Genomic DNA, 18,254 nt, shown 5'->3' with positions numbered 1-18,254 from the left:
AGGCGCTCACGTCCAAACATGAAAAAGAACGACGCATCGCCGCGCCGCGCGGCCGACCGGCCGGTCACCGCCAACGAGAAGGACACCGAACTGTCGGCCGACCGCGCCGCGCCGCGCCGCGCGCCCGCGGGCGAACCGCCCCGCCTGCTGGCCGACATCGGCGCCACCAACGCGCGCTTCGCGCTGCAATGGCCGGGCGGCGGTGTCGAGTCCGTGGCGGTACTCGCCTGCGACGACCATCCTTCGATCGTCGAGGCGATGCGCGCCTATCTCGCCATGCAGACCGCGCCGCGCCCGCGTCACGCCGCCGTCGCGATCGCCAATCCGATCGACGGCGATTTCGTGAAGATGACCAACCGCGACTGGCATTTCTCGATCGAGGAAACGCGCCGCGCGCTCGACCTCGCGACGCTGCTCGTCGTCAACGACTTCACCGCGCTGGCGATGGCGCTGCCGCTGCTCGGGCCCGACGACGTGCGCCAGATCGGCGGCGGCGCGCCGCGCGAGAACAGCGTGATCGGGCTGATCGGGCCGGGCACGGGCCTGGGCGTGTCGGGCCTGATCCCGGCCGACGACCGCTGGATCACGCTCGGCTCCGAAGGCGGCCATGTGAGCTTTTCGCCGATGGACGCGCGCGAGATCGCGCTGCTGCAATTCGCCTGGGGCGAGCTGGACCATGTGTCCTACGAACGGCTGGTGTCCGGCCCCGGCATGGAGCTGACGCTGCGCGCGTTGGCCGAGCAGGCGGGCGTCGAGGCGCCCGCGCTCAGGGCGCCGGAGATCGTCGAGCGGGCGATGGCGGCAGCCGATGCGGCGCGGCTTGCAAGCGCTGGCAATTCCGGCGCGGCGGCTAGCGACACCGCTCTGGCCTCAGGCAGCACGCCGGGCTCGCCCGCCGTCGATCCCGCCGACGCGCTCTGCCTCGACACCGTCGAATGCTTCTGCCGCATGCTCGGCACGGTCGCGTCGGACGTCGCGGTCACGCTCGGCGCCGTGGGTGGCATCTACATCGGTGGCGGCGTGGTGCCGCGCCTCGGCGAGCTGTTCGACCGCTCGGGCTTCCGCGCGCGCTTCGAGCACAAGGGCCGCTTCGAGGGCTATCTGCGCGACATCCCGACCTACCTCATCACCGCGCCCAATCCGGCCTTCCTCGGCGTCGGCGCCATCCTCGCCGCGCATCTCGACAGCCTCGCCGACGAGACGCCGCTGCTCGACGGCATCCGCACCGCGCGCGAGCGACTGAGCCCGGCCGAGCAGCGCGTGGCCGACTGGCTGCTCGACCATCCGCGCGTCTTCATCGGCGAGCCGATCGCCGAGATCGCGCGCCAGGCCGACGTGAGCCAGCCGACCGTCATCCGCTTCTGCCGCTCGCTCGGCTTCCAGGGGCTGGCCGATTTCAAGCTCAAGCTCGCCTCGGGTCTGACCGGTACCGTGCCCGTGCGCCACAGCTCGGTGAAGCTCGGCGACGCCGCGCCCGACCTGAGCGCCAAGGTGCTCGACAACACGATCTCGGCCATCGTGCGCTTTCGCGACCTGCTCGACACCCAGGCGGTCGAGCGCGCGATCAACCTGCTGCAGGGCGCGCGGCGCATCGAGTTCTACGGCATGGGCAATTCCGGCGTGGTGGCGCTCGACGGCCAGCACAAGTTCTTCCGCTTCCGCATCCCGACCGTCGCCTATTCCGACGCCAGCCTCCAGGAACTGGCCGCGAGCCTGCTCGGCGCCGGCGACGTGGTGGTGGCCGTGTCCAGCTCGGGCAAGCATCCGGACATCCTGCATTCGGTCGATCTGGCGCTTGCCGCGGGCGCGAGCGTCATCGCCATCACGCCGAGCCATTCGCCGCTCGCGCGCCGCGCGACCGAGACGATCGCCGTCGATCACGTAGAGGACAACAAGCGCTACATCTCGATGGTCGGCCGCATCCTCCATCTGCTCGCGATCGACGTGCTGGCGGTCGGCCTCGCGGTGCGGCAGATGCAGCAGTCGCCCGAGCTGCGCGAGCTGTTCGGCGACGCGGGTGGCGGGGCGTTCGCGTCGATCATCTCGCACGCCAACGGCTGAGCGCGTGCCAGCGGCCGAGGCGGCAGGGCCGGAACGCCGCGCCGTCGCCGGCCCGGGCCGCGATGGTGTCGCACGCCCTGGCCCGTCCGGCGGCGCCCGTTAACATGCGCGCCGTTTCTTTCCAGGGATGCACATGAGCCAGCAAGCCGTGATCGCCGTCGTGGCCGCCTATCTGATCGGGTCGATCTCCTTCGCCATCGTCTTCTCGAAGCTGTTCCGGCTCGCCGATCCGCGCAGCTACGGCTCGGGCAATCCGGGCGCCACCAACGTGCTGCGCTCGGGCAACAAGGCCGCCGCGCTGCTCACGCTGCTGTTCGATGCGCTCAAGGGCTGGTTTCCGGTGTGGCTGGCGAGGCTCGTCGCCGATGAGTACGGCTTCGGCGCCGACGTGATCGGCGCGGTCGCGCTGGCGGCCTTCCTCGGCCATCTGTATCCGGTGTGGCACCGCTTCCAGGGCGGCAAGGGCGTGGCGACGGCGCTCGGCGTGCTGCTCGGCCTGAGCTGGCAGCTCGCGCTCGCGGCGCTCGGCGCCTTCGTCGTGGTGGTGAAGCTCAGCCGCTACGTTTCGCTGTCGTCGATCACGGCGGCCTTCGTGGCCACGGTGGCGAGCGCCGCGATGCGCGGCATCGACGCGATCACGCTCGCGGTGCTGGCGATGGCGCTGCTGCTGGTCTGGCGTCATCGCGCCAACGTCGCGCGGCTGCGTGCGGGCACCGAAAGCAAGCTCGGCGCGAAGAAGGCCGTCTGAGCCGCGCCTCGAAGCACCGGGCTGTTACGTGGACAGACTCGCCCCGGATCCGCCCATGACCTCGCGCGCGCGTGTGATGTGAGAAATTCGCGTCCCTGAAAAACCTTGCCGCTGGGGCGGTCATTTCGGCCGTCGGTCGGCAAGCGTTCGCATCGGGGGAATGGCGAATGAGGACAACATTGCGCAAGGGGCTGGTGGCACTGCTGCTGGCGGCGGGTTCGGCTTCGGCGATGGCGCAGGCAGGGCCACCCGAACCACCGTCCGTCGAGCCGCCGTCGCATGTCGACGACGCTGGCCGCGCGGCGCCGGAGGCGGTGCCCGTGGCCACGCCGGCAGTGGCGCCTGGCGCGGAGCCGGTGACGCCGATTGCCGCATCGGCACCTGTTGCCCAGCCTGGTGCGGCGGCCGTCATCGACGGTGCCGATACCGCCTGGGTGCTCATGTGCACCGTGCTGGTCCTGCTCATGACGATGCCCGGCATCCTGCTCTTCTACAGCGGGATGATGCGCGGCAAGAACGGTCTGTCGATCGCCGGGCACACGATCATCGCGGCGGCGGCCACCACGATGGCCTGGATCGTCGCGGGCTATTCGTTCGCCTTCGGGGCCGGCACGCCCTGGGTCGGCGATGCGAGCCGGCTGTTCGCAGCCGGCGTGGTCGGGCAGGGCGCGGGCGCGCATCCGGTGGCGCCGACGATTCCCGAGGCGGCATTCTTCATGTTCGAACTGGCCTTCGCGGTCATCACCGTGGCGCTGGTGCTGGGCGCGACGGTCGAGCGCATGCGGCTCGCGGCGACGGCGGTATTCGCGCCGCTGTGGACGCTGGTGGTGTATGCGCCGGTCGCGCACTGGATCTGGCATCCCAACGGCTGGCTGGCGTCGATGGGGCACATGGACTTCGCCGGCGGCACGGTGGTGCACATCGCGTCCGGCATGAGCGGAATGGCGGCGGCCTGGAGCATCGGCCCGCGCCGAGGCTTCGGCCGCGAGGCGATGCTGCCGCACAACCTGCTCGTCACCGTCATCGGCGGTGGTCTGCTGTGGGCCGGCTGGTTCGGCTTCAACGCCGGCTCGGCGCTCGGCGCGAACGCCCGCTCGGCGGATGCGCTGCTCGCCACCCAGGCGGCGGCCTGCGCGGGCGCGCTGTTCTGGGCCGGCTGCGAATACCTGCGGCGCCGCCAGTGCAGCGTGCTGGGCACGCTGTCGGGCGCGATCGCCGGGCTGATCGCGGTCACGCCGGCCTCTGGCTACGTGGATGCGGTCGGCGCGGTCGCGCTGGGCGTGGCGGCCGGGACGATCTGCTTCTTCAGCGTGGTGCACTTCAAGTCGGTCAGCGGCATCGATGATTCGCTCGACGTGTTCGCGCTGCATGGCGTGGGTGGCTTCGTCGGCACCCTGCTCACGCCGGTGGTGGCGACCACCGCCGTCGCGCCGGTGCCGGGCAATCTCTTCGTCAACACGATCGGTGCGTTGTCGGTGTCCTGCTACGCGGTGCTCGCGACACTGCTGCTGCTCAAGCTGATGTCGTTCGTGATGCGCCTGCGGGTGGATGAGGAGGCCGAGTCGGTCGGCCTCGACATGTCTCAGCACGGCGAGATGCTGTCCCCCGAATCCGCGTGAATGCCATGACCACCTACTTGATCGGACCGGGCGGCCTGCTGCCCGATGGCGAACTGCTCGCGTCACTGACCCGGATGATGGTTCCGCTGCGGCGCGAACTGGGGCTCAAGCTCGACGTGAACCGCTTCCTGCAGGACGGCGGTTATGCCCGCGCCGTGCTGACCGAGGCGCTCGGCAGCCAGGACGAGAAGCTGCGCGAGGCCGCGCGCCAGCTCAGCGACGGTCTGCCGGAGTCCTACCGCGTCGGGCCGCGCGTGACGACGCGCGTGGGGCAGATCGGCGCCACCCTGCCGCCCCCGGCACCGTCGGCGGCGGTCGATCCCGATCCGCTGGTGCTGCCCGATGCCGATACGCCGCCGCCGGGCGTTGGCGCTGGCGATCGCGTTTCCGGTCCGGACGCCGCGCCGGCCCCGACCGACGAGGATGTGCGCAGCCGCATCCTGCGCAAGTACATCAACGGGCTGCGCTGATACTGCGCCGGCCGGTCAGGCCGGGCGCATCGGCGTGACCTGCGGCCGATGCCGTCCGGAGCCGCAACCGCGACGATTCGGCGCGGAACCGGCTCAGGCCAGCGCCCAGCGCGGATGCACCTCGATCACGCCGGCCGGCTTCGCGAGCGAGCGATCGGCGGCCCAGCGGCGCGAGGCCGCGAAGGCGATCATCGCGCCGTTGTCGGTGCACAGGTCGAGGCGCGGGTAGTGCACGCGGAAGCGGTGCCGCCGTGCCGCGTCGTCGAGCCGCGCGCGCAGCTGGCGGTTGGCGCCGACGCCGCCCGACACCACGAGCGTCTTCATCTTCGTCTGTTTGATGGCGGCGACCGCCTTGTGCGTGAGCACGTCGGTGATCGCGTCCACTGTCGCCGCCGCGATGTCGGCGCGCTGCTTCTCGGTCGGCTCGCCGAGCTTCTTCACCGTCGTGAGCACGCTGGTCTTGAGGCCGGCGAAGCTGAAGTTGAGATCGCCCGAATGCTTGAGCGGGCGCGGGAAGCTGAAGGCGCCCGCGTCGCCCTGCTCGGCCAGGCGCGAGATCTCGGGGCCGCCGGGATAGGGCAGGCCGAGCAGCTTGGCGGTCTTGTCGAAGGCTTCGCCGGCCGCGTCGTCCACTGTCTCGCCGAGCAGCGCGTACTGGCCGATGCCGTCCACGCGCATGAGCTGGGTGTGGCCGCCCGACACGAGCAGGGCCACGAAGGGGAAGTGGGGCGAATCGGCCTCGAGCAGCGGCGACAGCAGATGGCCTTCGAGGTGATGCACCTCGATGATCGGCTTGCCGAGCGCCACCGCCAGCGCATGTCCGAAGCTCGCGCCCACGAGCAGCGCGCCCGCCAGCCCCGGCCCGGCCGTGACCGCGACGGCGTCCACCTCGGGCAGCGCCACGCCGGCTTTCTCCAGCGTCTCGCGCAGCAGCGGGATGAGGCGCCGGATATGGTCGCGCGAGGCCAGCTCGGGCACGACACCGCCGTACTCGCGGTGCATCGCGATCTGGCTGTGCAGCGCATGGGCGAGCAGGCCGCGATCGTCGTCGTACAGCGCGACGCCGGTCTCGTCGCAGGAGGATTCGATGCCGAGCACTAACATTGGGGCCAATTCAAAAGCAGTTCGGAAGATGCGCGGCGATGATAGCTTTCACGCCCATCCGTCCTTTTCCGATCGTTGCCGAGCCGATTTCCATCGTCGGGGCCGGACAGGAATCCGACTCCGAGCCAGCCGTCCTCCCGCCTCTTCATGCCCGACCGCCAGCGCATCATCGTCATCAACGATTCGAGCGACGCCTATGACGGAGCCGATCCGCAACTGTTCGAGCAGCTCGGCGCGCTCGGCTTCGAGGTGCGCGCCGTCTCGGGCTACGACCTGAAGCTGCCCGACATCATCGAGAGCTTCGCGCCCGAGGTGGTCATCATCCGCAGCGAGTCCGACGCGCGCGACGTGCTCGAGCACGTGGCGGTCGCCACGCGCAACCGCCCGCGCCCGATCGCGATGTTCAGCGCCAGCGAGAGCACCGCTCACGTGGCCGACCTGCTGCGTCAGGGCGTGTCGGCCTATGTGGCCGAGGGCATGAACCCGGCCAAGCTCAAGCCGGTGCTCGAAGTCGCGGTGGCGCGCTTCCGGCTCGACCAGCAGCTCCTCGCCGAGCTGGCCGACACGAAAAGCCAGCTCGAAGACCGCAGGCACATCGACAAGGCCAAGGCCCTGCTCATCAAGCGCGGCATGAGCGAGGACGAGGCGCATCGCCGCCTGCGTCGCATGGCGATGGAGAAGAACCTCAAGCTCGGCGAAGTGGCGCGCCGTCTGGTCGAGGCGGCCGAGCTGCTCGGCTGAGCCCGCCCCCGCGAGGACCGGGTTGGGAGGGCCACCGGTCTGCTTCATCGTCGCGCGGGTCATGCACAAGCGTGAAGCGTGGCAAGGGTGCGGTTTGTGGTGCGGCGCACGCTCGCGGTGCCGTCACCGCGCGCCGGCGCGCTGTGCGCCGACTATCTTCATGTCTGAAAAATCCACTGTATTCAATGGCTTATGCAGACTCTTCAAGGGCTGGCTCGGTGATTGCTAACCGCTTGTCCGTGCGCCAAAGGCGGCGCAGCAGCACGCAGTAAACACAACCGGATATGAAACGCGGGAGCCAATGGCGGCGCCTGCGTTTCGGGATAAGGGCGTCCCGTCTGTTCGAGCTATCGGCTTGGACTGACTGGACGCCCTTTCTTTTTGGCCGGTTCCGAACGCACGCACAACTTCCTGCCTCCATGGAGCACTCGATGTCGCAGACGACGCCCGCCAGCACGGCCTCCACCGAAACGATCGACACCCGCCGCCGCGGCCTCATGACCGCCGGCGCGGCCACGGGCCTGCTCGGCCTGATCGACCCGCGCGTGAAGGCGGGCGCCTGGGCCGCCGGCTCCGACGCTCCCGAGAAGAAGGAAGTCAAGATCGGCTTCATCCCGCTGACCGATTGCGCGTCGGTGGTGATGGCCTCGGTGCTCGGCTTCGACAAGAAGTACGGCGTCACGATCACCCCGAGCAAGGAGGCGTCGTGGGCCTCGGTGCGCGACAAGCTCGTCAACGGCGACATCGACTTCGCCCACGTGCTGTACGGCCTGATCTACGGCGTGCAGCTCGGCGTGTCGGGTCCGAAGAAGGACATGGCCGTGCTCATGGGCCTGAACCACAACGGCCAGGCGATCACGCTGTCGAAGAAGCTGGCCGACAAGGGCGCCGTGGACGGCCCGAGCCTCAAGAAGCTCATGGACACCGACAAGCGCGAATACACCTTCGCACAGACCTTCCCGACCGGCACCCACGCGATGTGGCTGTACTACTGGCTCGGCACCTACGGCATCAGCCCGCTGGCCGACGCCAAGACCATCACCGTGCCGCCGCCGCAGATGGTCGCGAACATGCGCATCGGCAACATGGACGGCTTCTGCGTGGGCGAGCCCTGGAACCACCGCGCCATCATGGACGGCATCGGCATCACGGCGAACACGACCCAGGACATCTGGAAGGACCATCCCGAGAAGGTGCTCGGCTGCACCGCCGACTTCGTCAAGCAGAACCCCAACACGGTGCGCGCCGTGATGATGGCCGTGCTCGAAGCCAGCCGCTGGATCGACGCGTCGCTCAGCAACCGCATGAAGATGGCCGAGACCATCGCCGCGCCGAGCTATGTCAACACCTCGGTCGACGCGATCAACCAGCGCATCCTGGGCCGCTACCAGAACGGCCTCGGCAAGACCTGGGACGACCCCAACCACATGAAGTTCTTCAACGACGGCTACGTGAACTTCCCCTTCCTGTCGGACGGCATGTGGTTCCTGACGCAGCACAAGCGCTGGGGCCTGCTCAAGAGCCATCCCGACTACCTCGCGGTGGCCAAGTCGGTGAACCAGGTCGAGCTGTACAAGCAGGTCGCGTCGGCCATGAACATCAACGTGCCCAAGGATCCGATGCGCTCGAGCAAGTTCATCGACGGCACGGTCTGGGACGGCAAGGACCCGGCCAGGTACGCCGACGGCTTCAAGGTGAAAGCGGCGGGCTGAACCCGCGCCGCGAATACCTCTTCTTCCTCACGACGACGCAAAGGAGCCCGCCATGGCCGCCGTCCTCAAGCAAGTCCCGAAACCCGCGCCGCAGCCGACCGGTCAGGCGCCCCAGCAGCCAGCGCCCATCGCGCCCGGCCGCTCGCTCGAAGCGGTGCGCGCCGTGGTGCTGCGCATCCTCGCGCCGATGCTCGGCTTCGCCGCGCTGCTCGCGGTGTGGATCGTGGTGCACAAGTTCAGCCCCGACATTCCGTCGCCGGCGGTGGTGTTCGACGCGGCGCTCAAGGTGTTTGCCGATCCGTTCTACAAGGCCGGCCCGAACGACGTGGGCATCGGCTTCAAGATCGGAAACTCGCTGCTGCGCGTGGGCATGGGCTTCGGTCTGGCGGCGGTGGTCGGCATTCCGTTCGGCTTCCTGATCGGCCGCTCGAAGTTCGTCGGGGCGATGTTCAATCCGGTCATCACGCTGCTTCGTCCCGTGTCACCGCTCGCGTGGCTGCCGATCGGCCTGCTGGTGTTCAAGGGCGCGAATCCGGCCGCGATCTGGACGATCTTCATCTGCTCGATCTGGCCGATGATCATCAACACGGCCGTGGGCGTGCAGCGCGTGCCGCAGGACTACCTCAATGTCGCCAAGGTGCTGAACCTCAACGAGTGGAAGGTCATCACCAAGATCCTGCTGCCCTCGGTGCTGCCCTACATCCTGACCGGCGTGCGGCTGGCGGTCGGCACCGCCTGGCTCGTGATCGTCGCGGCCGAGATGCTGACCGGCGGCGTGGGCGTGGGCTTCTGGGTGTGGGACGAGTGGAACAACCTCAACGTCGCCAACATCATCGTCGCCATCTTCGTGATCGGCATCGTGGGCCTGATCCTCGAAGTCGCGCTGGTCAAGCTGGCCCAGTCCTTCACCTACGAAGACGTCAAGGCCTGAGCGCCGTCACCCAGGGAGCATCGACATGGAAAAGTTCATCCACATCGAGAACGTCGGCGTCACCTTCAGCACCAAGAAGGGTCCGTTCGTCGCGCTGCGCGACATCAACCTGAACGTGGCGAAGGGCGAGTTCATCGCGCTCATCGGCCACTCCGGCTGCGGCAAGAGCACGCTGCTCAACATCATCAGCGGCCTCAACACGCCGAGCAGCGGCGTCGCGATCGCGGCGGGCAAGGAAATCAAGGGCCCCGGCCCGGACCGCGCGATGGTGTTCCAGAACCATTCGCTGCTGCCCTGGCTGACCTGCTTCGACAACGTGCATCTGGCGGTCGAGCGCGTGTTCGGCGACCGCGAGAACAAGGCCCAGCTCAAGGAGCGCACCCGCGCCGCGCTGGAACTCGTGAAGATGGGCCATGCCGCCGAGAAGCGCCCCGGCGAGATATCGGGCGGCATGAAGCAGCGCATCGGCATCGCCCGGGCGCTGGCGATGGAACCGAAGGTGCTGCTCATGGACGAGCCCTTCGGCGCCCTCGACGCGCTGACCCGCGCCCACCTCCAGGACGAGCTGCTGAAGATCATCGCCAAGACCGGTTCGACGGTGGTGATGGTCACGCACGACGTCGATGAGGCGGTGCTGCTCAGCGACCGCATCGTGATGATGACCAACGGCCCGGCCGCGACCATCGGCGAAGTGCTGCATGTGCAGCTCGACCGCCCGCGCGACCGCGTCGCCCTTGCGCATGACGCGCGCTACATGGACTACCGCACGGCGGTGCTCGAGTTCCTCTACCACCGGCACGCCAAGCCCGAGGTCGAGACGGCCTGAGCGCGGGCGGCGCGCGGCGGCAAGCGCCCGCGCCCTCCGCGTCACACGTGCCCGGACGCAGCCGGGCAGACCCCAACAGAACCCATCGTTCCGATGCGCGCGAGCGCATCGGCAGGCCCTTCTCACGCGCACGAAACGCGCAGCGAGGCTCACATGAACAAACCCAGGCTCGTCTGCATCGGCAACGGCATGGCCGGCATCCGCACGATCGAGGAACTGCTCAAGCTCGCTCCGGGCAAGTACGACATCACGGTGTTCGGCGCCGAGCCGCATCCCAACTACAACCGCATCCTGCTGTCGCCGGTGCTGGCGGGCGAGCAGACGATCGACGAGATCATCCTCAACCCCTTCGACTGGTATGCCGACAACGGCATCACGCTGCACGTCGGCAAGCGGGTGGTGAAGATCGACCGCGCGGCGAAATTCGTCGAGACGGCCGACGGCCTGCGCGCCGACTACGACGAGCTGCTGATCGCGACCGGCTCCAACCCCTTCATGCTGCCGGTGCCGGGCGCCGACCTGCCGGGCGTGATCGCCTACCGCGACATCGCCGATACCGACGCGATGATCGAGGCGGCGAAGGTCCACAGGCACGCGGTCGTCATCGGCGGTGGCCTGCTCGGCCTCGAAGCCGCCAACGGCCTCAAGCTGCGCGGCATGGACGTGACCGTCGTGCATGTGGCCGACTGGCTCATGGAACGCCAGCTCGACCGCGCGGCGGGCAAGCTGTTGCAGAAGGCGCTGGAAGCGCGCGGCATCGGCTTCGCGATGGGCAGGCAGACGAGCGAACTGGTGCGCGGCGAATCGGGCCGCGTCGCGGCGATTCGCTTCAAGGACGGCGAGCAGCTGCCGGCCGACCTCGTGGTGATGGCCGTCGGCATCCGCCCGAACTACGCGCTGGCCGAGAGCGCCGGCATCGAGTGCAACCGCGGCATCCTCGTCGATGACCATCTGCGCACGAGCGATCCGCACGTCTGGTCGGTGGGCGAATGCGCCTCGCATCGCGGCATCGCCTACGGCCTCGTGGCGCCGCTGTTCGAGCAGGCCAAGGTCTGCGCCCAGCATCTGGCCGGCCCGAGCGACGCCGCCTATCACGGCACCGTCACCAGCACCAAGCTGAAGGTGACCGGCATCGACCTCTTTTCCGCCGGCGACTTCATGGGCAGCGAAGGCTGCGAGGAAATCACGCTGAGCGACCCCTACGGCGGCGTGTACAAGAAGCTCGTGCTCAAGGGCGACAAGCTGGTCGGCGCCTGCCTGTACGGCGACACCGCCGACGGCGCCTGGTACTTCACGCTGCTGCGCGAAGGCCGCAGCGTGCACGACATCCGCGAGCACCTGATGTTCGGCGAGAACCATCTCGGCGACAGCGGCCATGCCGGCGGCAACCGCGCGGCCGCGATGCCCGACGAGGCCGAGGTGTGCGGCTGCAACGGCGTGACCAAGGGCACGATCGTCAAGGCGATCCGCGAGCAGGGCCTGTTCACGCTCGACGAGGTGCGCAAGTGCACCAAGGCCAGCGGCTCCTGCGGCTCGTGCACGGGCCTGGTCGAGCAGATCCTCATGGCGACCGCCGGTGCCGACTACACCGCCGCCCCGGCCGTGAAGGCGATGTGCGGCTGCACCGACCTGTCGCACCAGGCCGTGCGCGACGCCATCCGCGACCAGCACCTCACCTCGATGGCCCAGACCCGCTCGGCCCTCGGCTGGCGCACGCCCACCGGCTGCCCGAGCTGCCGCCCGGCGATGAACTACTACCTCATCAGCACCTGGCCCAAGGAAGCGGTGGACGATCCGCAATCGCGCTTCATCAACGAGCGCGCCCACGCCAACATCCAGAAGGACGGCACCTATTCGGTGGTGCCGCGCATGTGGGGCGGCGTGACCAGCGCCGACGAGCTGCGCCGCATCGCCGACGCGGTGGACAAGTTCAAGATCCCGGCTGTCAAGGTCACGGGCGGCCAGCGCATCGACCTGCTCGGTGTGAAGAAGGAAGACCTCCAGGCCGTGTGGAAGGAAATCGGCATGCCCTCGGGCCATGCCTACGGCAAGACGCTGCGCACGGTGAAGACCTGCGTCGGCAGCGAGTGGTGCCGCTTCGGCACCCAGGACAGCACCGGCCTCGGCATCGATCTCGAAAAGATGCTGTGGCGCATGTACGCGCCGCACAAGGTCAAGCTCGCGGTGTCGGGTTGCCCGCGCAATTGCGCCGAATCGGGCATCAAGGACGTCGGCATCATCGGCGTGGACTCGGGCTGGGAAATCCATGTGGCCGGCAACGGCGGCATCAAGACCGAGGTCGCGCACTTCCTGTGCAAGGTGGCCACGGCCGAGGAGGTGAAGGAGATTTCCGGCGCCTTCCTCCAGCTCTACCGCGAGGAAGGCTGGTATCTGGAACGCACGGTGCATTACGTCGGCCGCGTCGGCATGGACTACATCAAGGCCAAGGTGCTCGACGACGTCGAGGGCCGCAAGCGCTTGCATGAGCGCCTGCTGTTCTCGCTCGACGGCCTGCCCGACCCCTGGCACGAACCCGAGAAGGCGCAGGTCGACCTCCGCCAGTTCCAGCCCCTGCAAGCCGAGGTGAAGGCAAATGCGTAACCCCACGAAGGATCAGGAGATGGCGATGGAATGGCTCGATGTGGGCGCGGTGGCCGATCTGCCCGAACTCGGCGCGCGCGTCATCAAGCGCGCCCGGCCCGGTCTCGCCGACGTGGCGATCTTCCGCACCCAGGGCGAGACGGTGTATGCGCTCGAAGACCGCTGCCCGCACAAGGGCGGGCCGCTGTCGCAGGGCATCGTCTTCGGCGAGCGCGTGGCCTGCCCGCTGCACAACTGGCAGATCGAGCTGGCGAGCGGCACGGCCGTCGCGCCCGACGAGGGCACGGTGAAGACCTGGCCGCTGCGCGTCGAGGGTGGCCGCGTGCTGCTCGCCGCCGAGGCGCTGTCGGGCGAGGGCGCGGCGCCGGCCGTGCCGGCCTGCCCGATGTCGGGCAACTGCGGCTGACGAGGTCGGCCGGCACGCGGCGCTGGCGGATCGCCGCCACGCCCACCGGCCGGGTGCCTGCTAATTCCGCTGTCGCCAAGGCATATCGCCACTGCATCTTTGTCGTCGGGCCGCGAGGCCCCAAGCTTGCGAGCAACGCTCATGAAACCGATCGCCATCACGTCAGCCACGCAGGAAACCCGCAGCACCTGCCCGTATTGCGGGGTGGGTTGCGGCGTGGTGATCGAGACGCGCGACGGCGCGGTGACGGGCGTGCGCGGCGACGAGAAGCATCCGGCCAACTTCGGCCGGCTGTGCAGCAAGGGCTCGACGCTGCACCTCACGGCCCGGCCCGGCCTGCAACGCACGGCCCGGCTGCTGACGCCCGAGCTGCGCGCGACGCGCGGCGAGCCGGGCAGGGCGGTGGGCTGGGACGAAGCGCTCGACGCGGTGGCCGACCGCATCGCCGCCACCATCGCCACGCACGGCCCCGACAGCGTCGGCCTCTACCTGAGCGGCCAGCTGCTGACCGAGGACTACTACGTCTTCAACAAGCTCGCGAAGGGCCTGCTCGGCACCAACAATGTCGATACCAACTCGCGGCTGTGCATGTCGAGCGCGGTCGCGGGCTACAAGCTCACGCTCGGCGCCGACGCGCCGCCCGCCTGCTACGAAGACCTCGACCATGCCGACCTGCTGTTCATCGTCGGCGCCAATCCGGCCTTCGCGCACCCGATCCTGTTCCGCCGCATCGAGGACGCGAAGGCGCGCAATCCGGCGCTGAAGATCGTCGTCGTCGATCCGCGCCGCACCGACACCGCCGAGAGCGCCGACCTGTTCGTGCAGATCCAGCCCGGCAGCGATGTGGCCTTCTTCCACGGAATGCTGCACATCCTGCTGTGGGAAGGGCTGATCGACGAGGCGTACATCGCCGCGCACACCGAGGGCTTCGCCGAGCTGAAGCGGCTGGTGCGCGACTACACGCCGGGCTTCGTGGCCCAGACCTGCGGCATCGATGTCGAGACGCTCACTCGCGCGGCCTTCCTGTTCGGCCGTGCGAAGGCGGCGCTGTCGCTGTACTGCCAGGGCCTCAACCAGTCGGCCAGCGGTACCGCCAAGAACGCGGCGCTCGTCAACCTGCATCTGGCCACGGGGCAGATCGGCCGACCGGGCGCCGGGCCGTTCTCGCTCACCGGCCAGCCCAATGCGATGGGCGGGCGCGAGGTGGGCGGCATGGCCAACCTGCTGAGCGCGCACCGCGACCTCACCAACCCCGAGCATCGCGCCGAAGTCGCGCGGCTCTGGGGCGTGGACGACGTGCCCGCCGCGCCCGGCAAGACCGCTGTCGAGATGTTCGAGGCGGTGCGCGCCGGCGAGATCAGGCTGCTGTGGATCGTCTGCACGAATCCGGCGCAATCGCTGCCCGACCAGAACCTCGTGCGCGCGGCGCTCGACGCGGCCGAATGCGTGATCGTGCAGGACGCCTTCACCGGCACCGAAACCGCCCGCTACGCCGACATCGTGCTGCCGGCGTCGAGCTGGGCCGAGAAGGAAGGCAGCGTCACCAATTCCGAACGCCGCATCTCGCGCGTGCGCCCGGCCATCGCTGCGCCCGGCGAGGCGCGCGCCGACTGGCGCATCGCGGTGGACGTGGCGCGGCGGCTTGAAGCGCGGCTGCGTCCCGGCAGGCCGACGCTGTTCGGGTATGACGATGTCGAGGCGGTCTGGAACGAGCACCGCGAAACCACGCGCGGCCGCGACCTCGACATCACCGGCCTCAGCTACGCGGTGCTCGATGCCGACGGCCCGCAGCACTGGCCCTGCCGCGAAGGCGAGGCGCCGGTCGCGCGCCTGTATGTCGACGGCGTGTTCCCGACCGCCAGCGGCCGCGCGAGGTTCGCCGCGCTGCCGCATGTGCCCGTGGCCGACGCGATCGACGCCCGCCACCCATTCCGCCTCACCACCGGCCGCCTGCGCGACCAGTGGCACGGCATGACCCGCACCGGCACGCTCGGCCGCCTGTTCGGCCATGCGCCCGAACCCGCGATCGAGATGTACGCCGGCGACATGGCACGGCGTGGCATCGGCGACGGCGAACTCGTGCGCGTGACCTCGCGGCGCGGCGCGATGCTGCTGCCGGTGCGCGCGAGCAACGCCGTGCGCTCTGGCGACGCCTTCATCCCGATGCACTGGGGCGAGGCCTATGTGGGCGGCCGCGACGACGACGGCACCGCCTTCACGGGCGTGAACGCGCTCACCACCGGCGCGATCGATCCTCGCAGCAAGCAGCCCGAACTCAAGCACGCCGCCGTGCGCGTCGAGAAGACCGCGCTGCCCGCCCGCGTGCTGGCCTTCGGCTGGTTTGCCGAGGATGACGTCCAGGCTGTGCGAGAAGCCCTGCGCGCCGAGTTCGGCGCGCTGGCCTATGCGAGCTGCACGCCCTTCGGCCGCGACGAGCCGGCGAACGCGGGTGGCCTGGCCGGCGAACGCGAGTCGGGCAGCTCCGGCTCGGACGGCGCGACCGACGCGCACGGCCCGGTGCGCGTCGGCCTGCTGTTCCGCGGCGCCGCCGAGCGCCTGCCCGACGGACTGCTCGACCGCATCGAGCGCCGCTTCGGCCTCGCCGACGACCCGGTGCTGCGCTATGACGACGCCCGTCGCGGCGCGCGCCGTCGCATGCGCCTCGCCGACGGCAAGCTCGACGCGGTGCTGCTCGCCGGCGACGCCGCCACCGATTTCGTCGCCGAAGGCTGGCTGCGCGACAGCCTCGAAGCCGGCGTGGATGCGCGCGCTTTCGGCCGCTCGCTGCTCATGGCGACGCCGGTCGCGCCCGCCGGCATCGCGCCGGCCGGCCGCACGATCTGCAACTGCCTCAACGTCACCCAGCGCTCGATCGAGGATTTCGTGGCCGCGCGCTGCGACGAGCCGGCCGACGCGGTGCTGCACGAGCTCAAGGGCGGCCTGCGCTGTGGCACACAATGCGGCTCCTGCGTGCCGGAGCTGAAGCGGCTCATCGATGCGCGCAGCCCCGTGCGCAGCGTCGCCTGACGCCGCGCGAACCGCTCACCGACACCGAATCCGACCATGTCCGACCGACTCAACTGTGCCCCGCTGATCAAGGAGATCGGCCGTGGCAAGGATGGCGCCCGCAGCCTCGACCGCGACCGCGCCCGCGCGCTCTGGAGCGCCGTGCTCGCGCGCGAGATCAGCGACCTCGAGCTGGGCGCCGTGCTGCTCGCGATGCGCATCAAGGGCGAGTCGATCGACGAGCTGCTCGGCTTCCTCGACGCCACGCATGCCTCGCTCGCGCTGCTGGCCGATCCGCGTGGCGCCACCGCGCCGGTCGTGATCCCGAGCTACAACGGTGCGCGCAACCTGCCCAATCTCGTGCCGCTGCTCGCCGGCCTGCTCGCCCAGCGCGGCGTGCCCGTGCTGGTGCATGGCGTGATGACCGATCCGATGGCATCGGCGCGCAGTCATGGTGCGCGCGTCACCACGGCCGAGGTCTTCGCCGCGATGGACCTGCCCGTCATCACCGACCGCGCCGCGCTCGACGCCGCGATGGCCGAGGCCACCGCCGCGCGCAAGCCGCTGTTCGTCGATGTGCAAACGCTTGCGCCCAAGCTGTCGGGCATCCTCGACCTGCGGCCGGTGCTGGGCGTGCGCAACTCGTCGCATTCGCTGTGCAAGCTGTTGCAACCGTTTGCGGTGCCGGCGCTGCGCCTCGCGAGCTACACCCATCCCGAATACCAGGTGCTGCTGAGCGCGACCTTCGAGCGCAGCGGCGATGACGTGCTGCTGCTGCGCGCCACCGAGGGCGAGGCCGTAGCCAACGCGCGCCGCGCCCAGCGCATGGACTGGTTCCATGCCGGCGAGCGCCGCACCGTGGTCGAGCCCGAAGCCGTCGCCGCCGTCGATCCCGCGCTGCCCGAGAGCCGCGAGGCCGGCGTGACCGCGCGCTGGATCGCGCAGGCGCTGGCCGGCGCGGTGGCCGTGCCCGCGCCGGTGCTCGCGCAGGTCGAGGCCGTGATCGCCGCGCTCGCCGTGCTCGGCGGCGCCGCGCCCACGCTGCCCGTCGAGCCGCCCACCACCGCCGAAGCCGTCGCCGCCGCGAGCAAGGCGGCGCAGGAAGACTGACGCGCGGGCCGGCCTGCTTCTTGCGCCGCCCAAGTAGAACCACCGTTCCACCGCCCGACCGCACCACCGTTTCACCGGAGCCAGAGCATGCAAACCATCCGCACCGTTCCCCCCGGCCGAGTCATCCTCGTCGGCGCCGGCCCCGGCGATCCGGAGCTGCTCACGCTCAAGGCCGTGCGCGCGATCGCCTCGGCCGACGTGCTGCTCATCGACGACCTCGTCAATCTCGCCGTGCTCGAACACGCCCGGCCCGAGGCGCGCCGCGTCGCGGTCGGCAAGCGCGGCGGCTGCGAGAGCACGCCGCAGGAATTCATCGAGCGGCTGATGTTTGCCGAGGCGCGCGCCGGCCGCACCGTCGTGCGCCTGAAGGGCGGCGACCCCTTCGTGTTCGGCCGCGGCGGCGAGGAATGCGCCCATCTGCGCGCGCTCGGCATCGCGGTGGAAGTGGTGCCCGGTATCACGAGCGGCGTCGGCGCGGCGAGCGCGGCCGGCATCCCCGTCACGCACCGCGACTGCTCGCAGGGCGTGGCCTTCGTCACCGGCCACAGCAAGAAGGACGGCCGGGGCCCGGACTGGGCCGCGCTCGCGCGCTCGGGGCTGACGCTGGTGGTCTACATGGGCATGGCGCGCTCGCGCCAGATCGCGGCGGCACTGGCCGAAGGCGGCATGCGCGCCGACATGCCGGTGGCCGTGGTGCAGAACGGCACGCGCGAGGACCAGCGCCGGCTCGTCACGCGGCTCGACCGGCTCGCGGACGACATCGCGGCCCAGGGCTTCGCGAGCCCGGCGGTGATCATCATCGGCGAGGTGGTGGCGATGGCCGCCGCCGATTCGCTCGACAGCCTGGCGGCCGACGGCGCGCGTCAGGCGGCGCAAGGCTGATCGCGCGACCGACGGTCACTGCGGGCTGAGACAATCG

The 18,254-nt window shown here is 69.9% G+C and carries 14 protein-coding genes; 13 read left to right on the top strand and 1 reads right to left on the bottom strand.

The annotated features are described in order from the left end of the window. Positions 1-18 precede the first annotated feature (18 nt). The 4 genes from glk to H566_RS0118505 all read left to right on the top strand — a co-directional run bounded on the left by glk (position 19) and on the right by H566_RS0118505 (position 4,898). Positions 19-2,061 (top strand): glucokinase, encoded by a 2,043-nt coding sequence (glk, locus tag H566_RS26265; protein WP_084545272.1) that lies wholly within the window; start codon positions 19-21, stop codon positions 2,059-2,061. Positions 2,062-2,188: 127 nt separating this feature from the next. After that, positions 2,189-2,809, top strand: a complete 621-nt coding sequence (gene plsY / locus H566_RS0118515; protein ID WP_028312606.1) for a glycerol-3-phosphate 1-O-acyltransferase PlsY — start codon at positions 2,189-2,191, stop codon at positions 2,807-2,809. Positions 2,810-2,976: 167 nt separating this feature from the next. Continuing rightward, complete coding sequence (locus tag H566_RS0118510) at positions 2,977-4,428, top strand: ammonium transporter (RefSeq protein WP_245591405.1); 1,452 nt, start codon at positions 2,977-2,979, stop codon at positions 4,426-4,428. A 5-nt stretch (positions 4,429-4,433) separates the two neighbouring features. Further along, the gene (locus H566_RS0118505) at positions 4,434-4,898 is read left to right on the top strand and encodes a hypothetical protein (RefSeq protein WP_028312604.1); all 465 of its coding nucleotides are present in this window, start codon (positions 4,434-4,436) and stop codon (positions 4,896-4,898) included. A 93-nt stretch (positions 4,899-4,991) separates the two neighbouring features. On the opposite strand, the gene tsaD is transcribed toward H566_RS0118505, so the two are convergent. Beyond that, positions 4,992-6,002, bottom strand: a complete 1,011-nt coding sequence (gene tsaD, locus H566_RS0118500; RefSeq protein ID WP_028312603.1) for a tRNA (adenosine(37)-N6)-threonylcarbamoyltransferase complex transferase subunit TsaD — start codon at positions 6,000-6,002, stop codon at positions 4,992-4,994. A 147-nt stretch (positions 6,003-6,149) separates the two neighbouring features. On the opposite strand from tsaD, the gene H566_RS0118495 reads away from it, so the two are divergent. The 9 genes from H566_RS0118495 (at position 6,150) to cobA (ending at position 18,217) form a co-directional block, all read left to right on the top strand. After that, a complete protein-coding gene (locus tag H566_RS0118495; protein WP_028312602.1) occupies positions 6,150-6,743 on the top strand; it encodes an ANTAR domain-containing response regulator in 594 nt (197 codons plus the stop codon). 431 nt (positions 6,744-7,174) lie between these two features. After that, positions 7,175-8,455, top strand: a complete 1,281-nt coding sequence (locus H566_RS0118490) for a CmpA/NrtA family ABC transporter substrate-binding protein (RefSeq protein WP_028312601.1) — start codon at positions 7,175-7,177, stop codon at positions 8,453-8,455. Positions 8,456-8,507: 52 nt separating this feature from the next. Beyond that, positions 8,508-9,386 (top strand): nitrate ABC transporter permease, encoded by an 879-nt coding sequence (gene ntrB / locus H566_RS0118485; RefSeq protein WP_028312600.1) that lies wholly within the window; start codon positions 8,508-8,510, stop codon positions 9,384-9,386. A 25-nt stretch (positions 9,387-9,411) separates the two neighbouring features. Then, positions 9,412-10,212 (top strand): ABC transporter ATP-binding protein, encoded by an 801-nt coding sequence (locus H566_RS0118480; RefSeq protein WP_028312599.1) that lies wholly within the window; start codon positions 9,412-9,414, stop codon positions 10,210-10,212. A gap of 153 nt (positions 10,213-10,365) precedes the next feature. Next, on the top strand, positions 10,366-12,813 hold the full coding sequence (gene nirB / locus H566_RS0118475; RefSeq protein WP_028312598.1) for a nitrite reductase large subunit NirB: 2,448 nt from the start codon (positions 10,366-10,368) through the stop codon (positions 12,811-12,813). After that, entirely contained in the window at positions 12,806-13,219 is a 414-nt protein-coding gene (gene nirD / locus H566_RS26260) for a nitrite reductase small subunit NirD (protein ID WP_245591404.1), read from the top strand. Before nirB ends, nirD begins: the two co-directional genes overlap by 8 nt. Before the next feature lie 141 nt (positions 13,220-13,360). Continuing rightward, complete coding sequence (locus H566_RS0118465; RefSeq protein ID WP_028312597.1) at positions 13,361-16,246, top strand: nitrate reductase; 2,886 nt, start codon at positions 13,361-13,363, stop codon at positions 16,244-16,246. A gap of 36 nt (positions 16,247-16,282) precedes the next feature. Beyond that, positions 16,283-17,335 (top strand): DNA-binding protein YbiB, encoded by a 1,053-nt coding sequence (ybiB, locus tag H566_RS26255; protein ID WP_084545271.1) that lies wholly within the window; start codon positions 16,283-16,285, stop codon positions 17,333-17,335. Positions 17,336-17,422: 87 nt separating this feature from the next. Further along, positions 17,423-18,217 carry a uroporphyrinogen-III C-methyltransferase gene (cobA, locus tag H566_RS0118455; RefSeq protein WP_028312596.1) on the top strand — a complete coding sequence of 265 codons (795 nt, stop codon included), beginning with the start codon at positions 17,423-17,425 and terminating at the stop codon, positions 18,215-18,217. The last annotated feature ends 37 nt before the right edge of the window (positions 18,218-18,254 follow it).

Source organism: Derxia gummosa DSM 723 (assembly GCF_000482785.1).
Taxonomy (GTDB): Bacteria; Pseudomonadota; Gammaproteobacteria; order Burkholderiales; family Burkholderiaceae_E; genus Derxia; species Derxia gummosa.
Note: the sequence above shows the minus strand (reverse complement) of the source record. Positions and strands in the feature narration are given on the sequence as shown.

Coding starts and splice junctions, on each gene's coding strand:
- glk (WP_084545272.1), top strand. CDS start 19: ATGAAAAAGAACGACGCATCGCCGCGCCGCGCGGCCGACCGGCCGGTC.
- plsY (WP_028312606.1), top strand. CDS start 2,189: ATGCACATGAGCCAGCAAGCCGTGATCGCCGTCGTGGCCGCCTATCTG.
- H566_RS0118510 (WP_245591405.1), top strand. CDS start 2,977: ATGAGGACAACATTGCGCAAGGGGCTGGTGGCACTGCTGCTGGCGGCG.
- H566_RS0118505 (WP_028312604.1), top strand. CDS start 4,434: ATGACCACCTACTTGATCGGACCGGGCGGCCTGCTGCCCGATGGCGAA.
- tsaD (WP_028312603.1), bottom strand. CDS start 6,002: ATGTTAGTGCTCGGCATCGAATCCTCCTGCGACGAGACCGGCGTCGCG.
- H566_RS0118495 (WP_028312602.1), top strand. CDS start 6,150: ATGCCCGACCGCCAGCGCATCATCGTCATCAACGATTCGAGCGACGCC.
- H566_RS0118490 (WP_028312601.1), top strand. CDS start 7,175: ATGTCGCAGACGACGCCCGCCAGCACGGCCTCCACCGAAACGATCGAC.
- ntrB (WP_028312600.1), top strand. CDS start 8,508: ATGGCCGCCGTCCTCAAGCAAGTCCCGAAACCCGCGCCGCAGCCGACC.
- H566_RS0118480 (WP_028312599.1), top strand. CDS start 9,412: ATGGAAAAGTTCATCCACATCGAGAACGTCGGCGTCACCTTCAGCACC.
- nirB (WP_028312598.1), top strand. CDS start 10,366: ATGAACAAACCCAGGCTCGTCTGCATCGGCAACGGCATGGCCGGCATC.
- nirD (WP_245591404.1), top strand. CDS start 12,806: ATGCGTAACCCCACGAAGGATCAGGAGATGGCGATGGAATGGCTCGAT.
- H566_RS0118465 (WP_028312597.1), top strand. CDS start 13,361: ATGAAACCGATCGCCATCACGTCAGCCACGCAGGAAACCCGCAGCACC.
- ybiB (WP_084545271.1), top strand. CDS start 16,283: ATGTCCGACCGACTCAACTGTGCCCCGCTGATCAAGGAGATCGGCCGT.
- cobA (WP_028312596.1), top strand. CDS start 17,423: ATGCAAACCATCCGCACCGTTCCCCCCGGCCGAGTCATCCTCGTCGGC.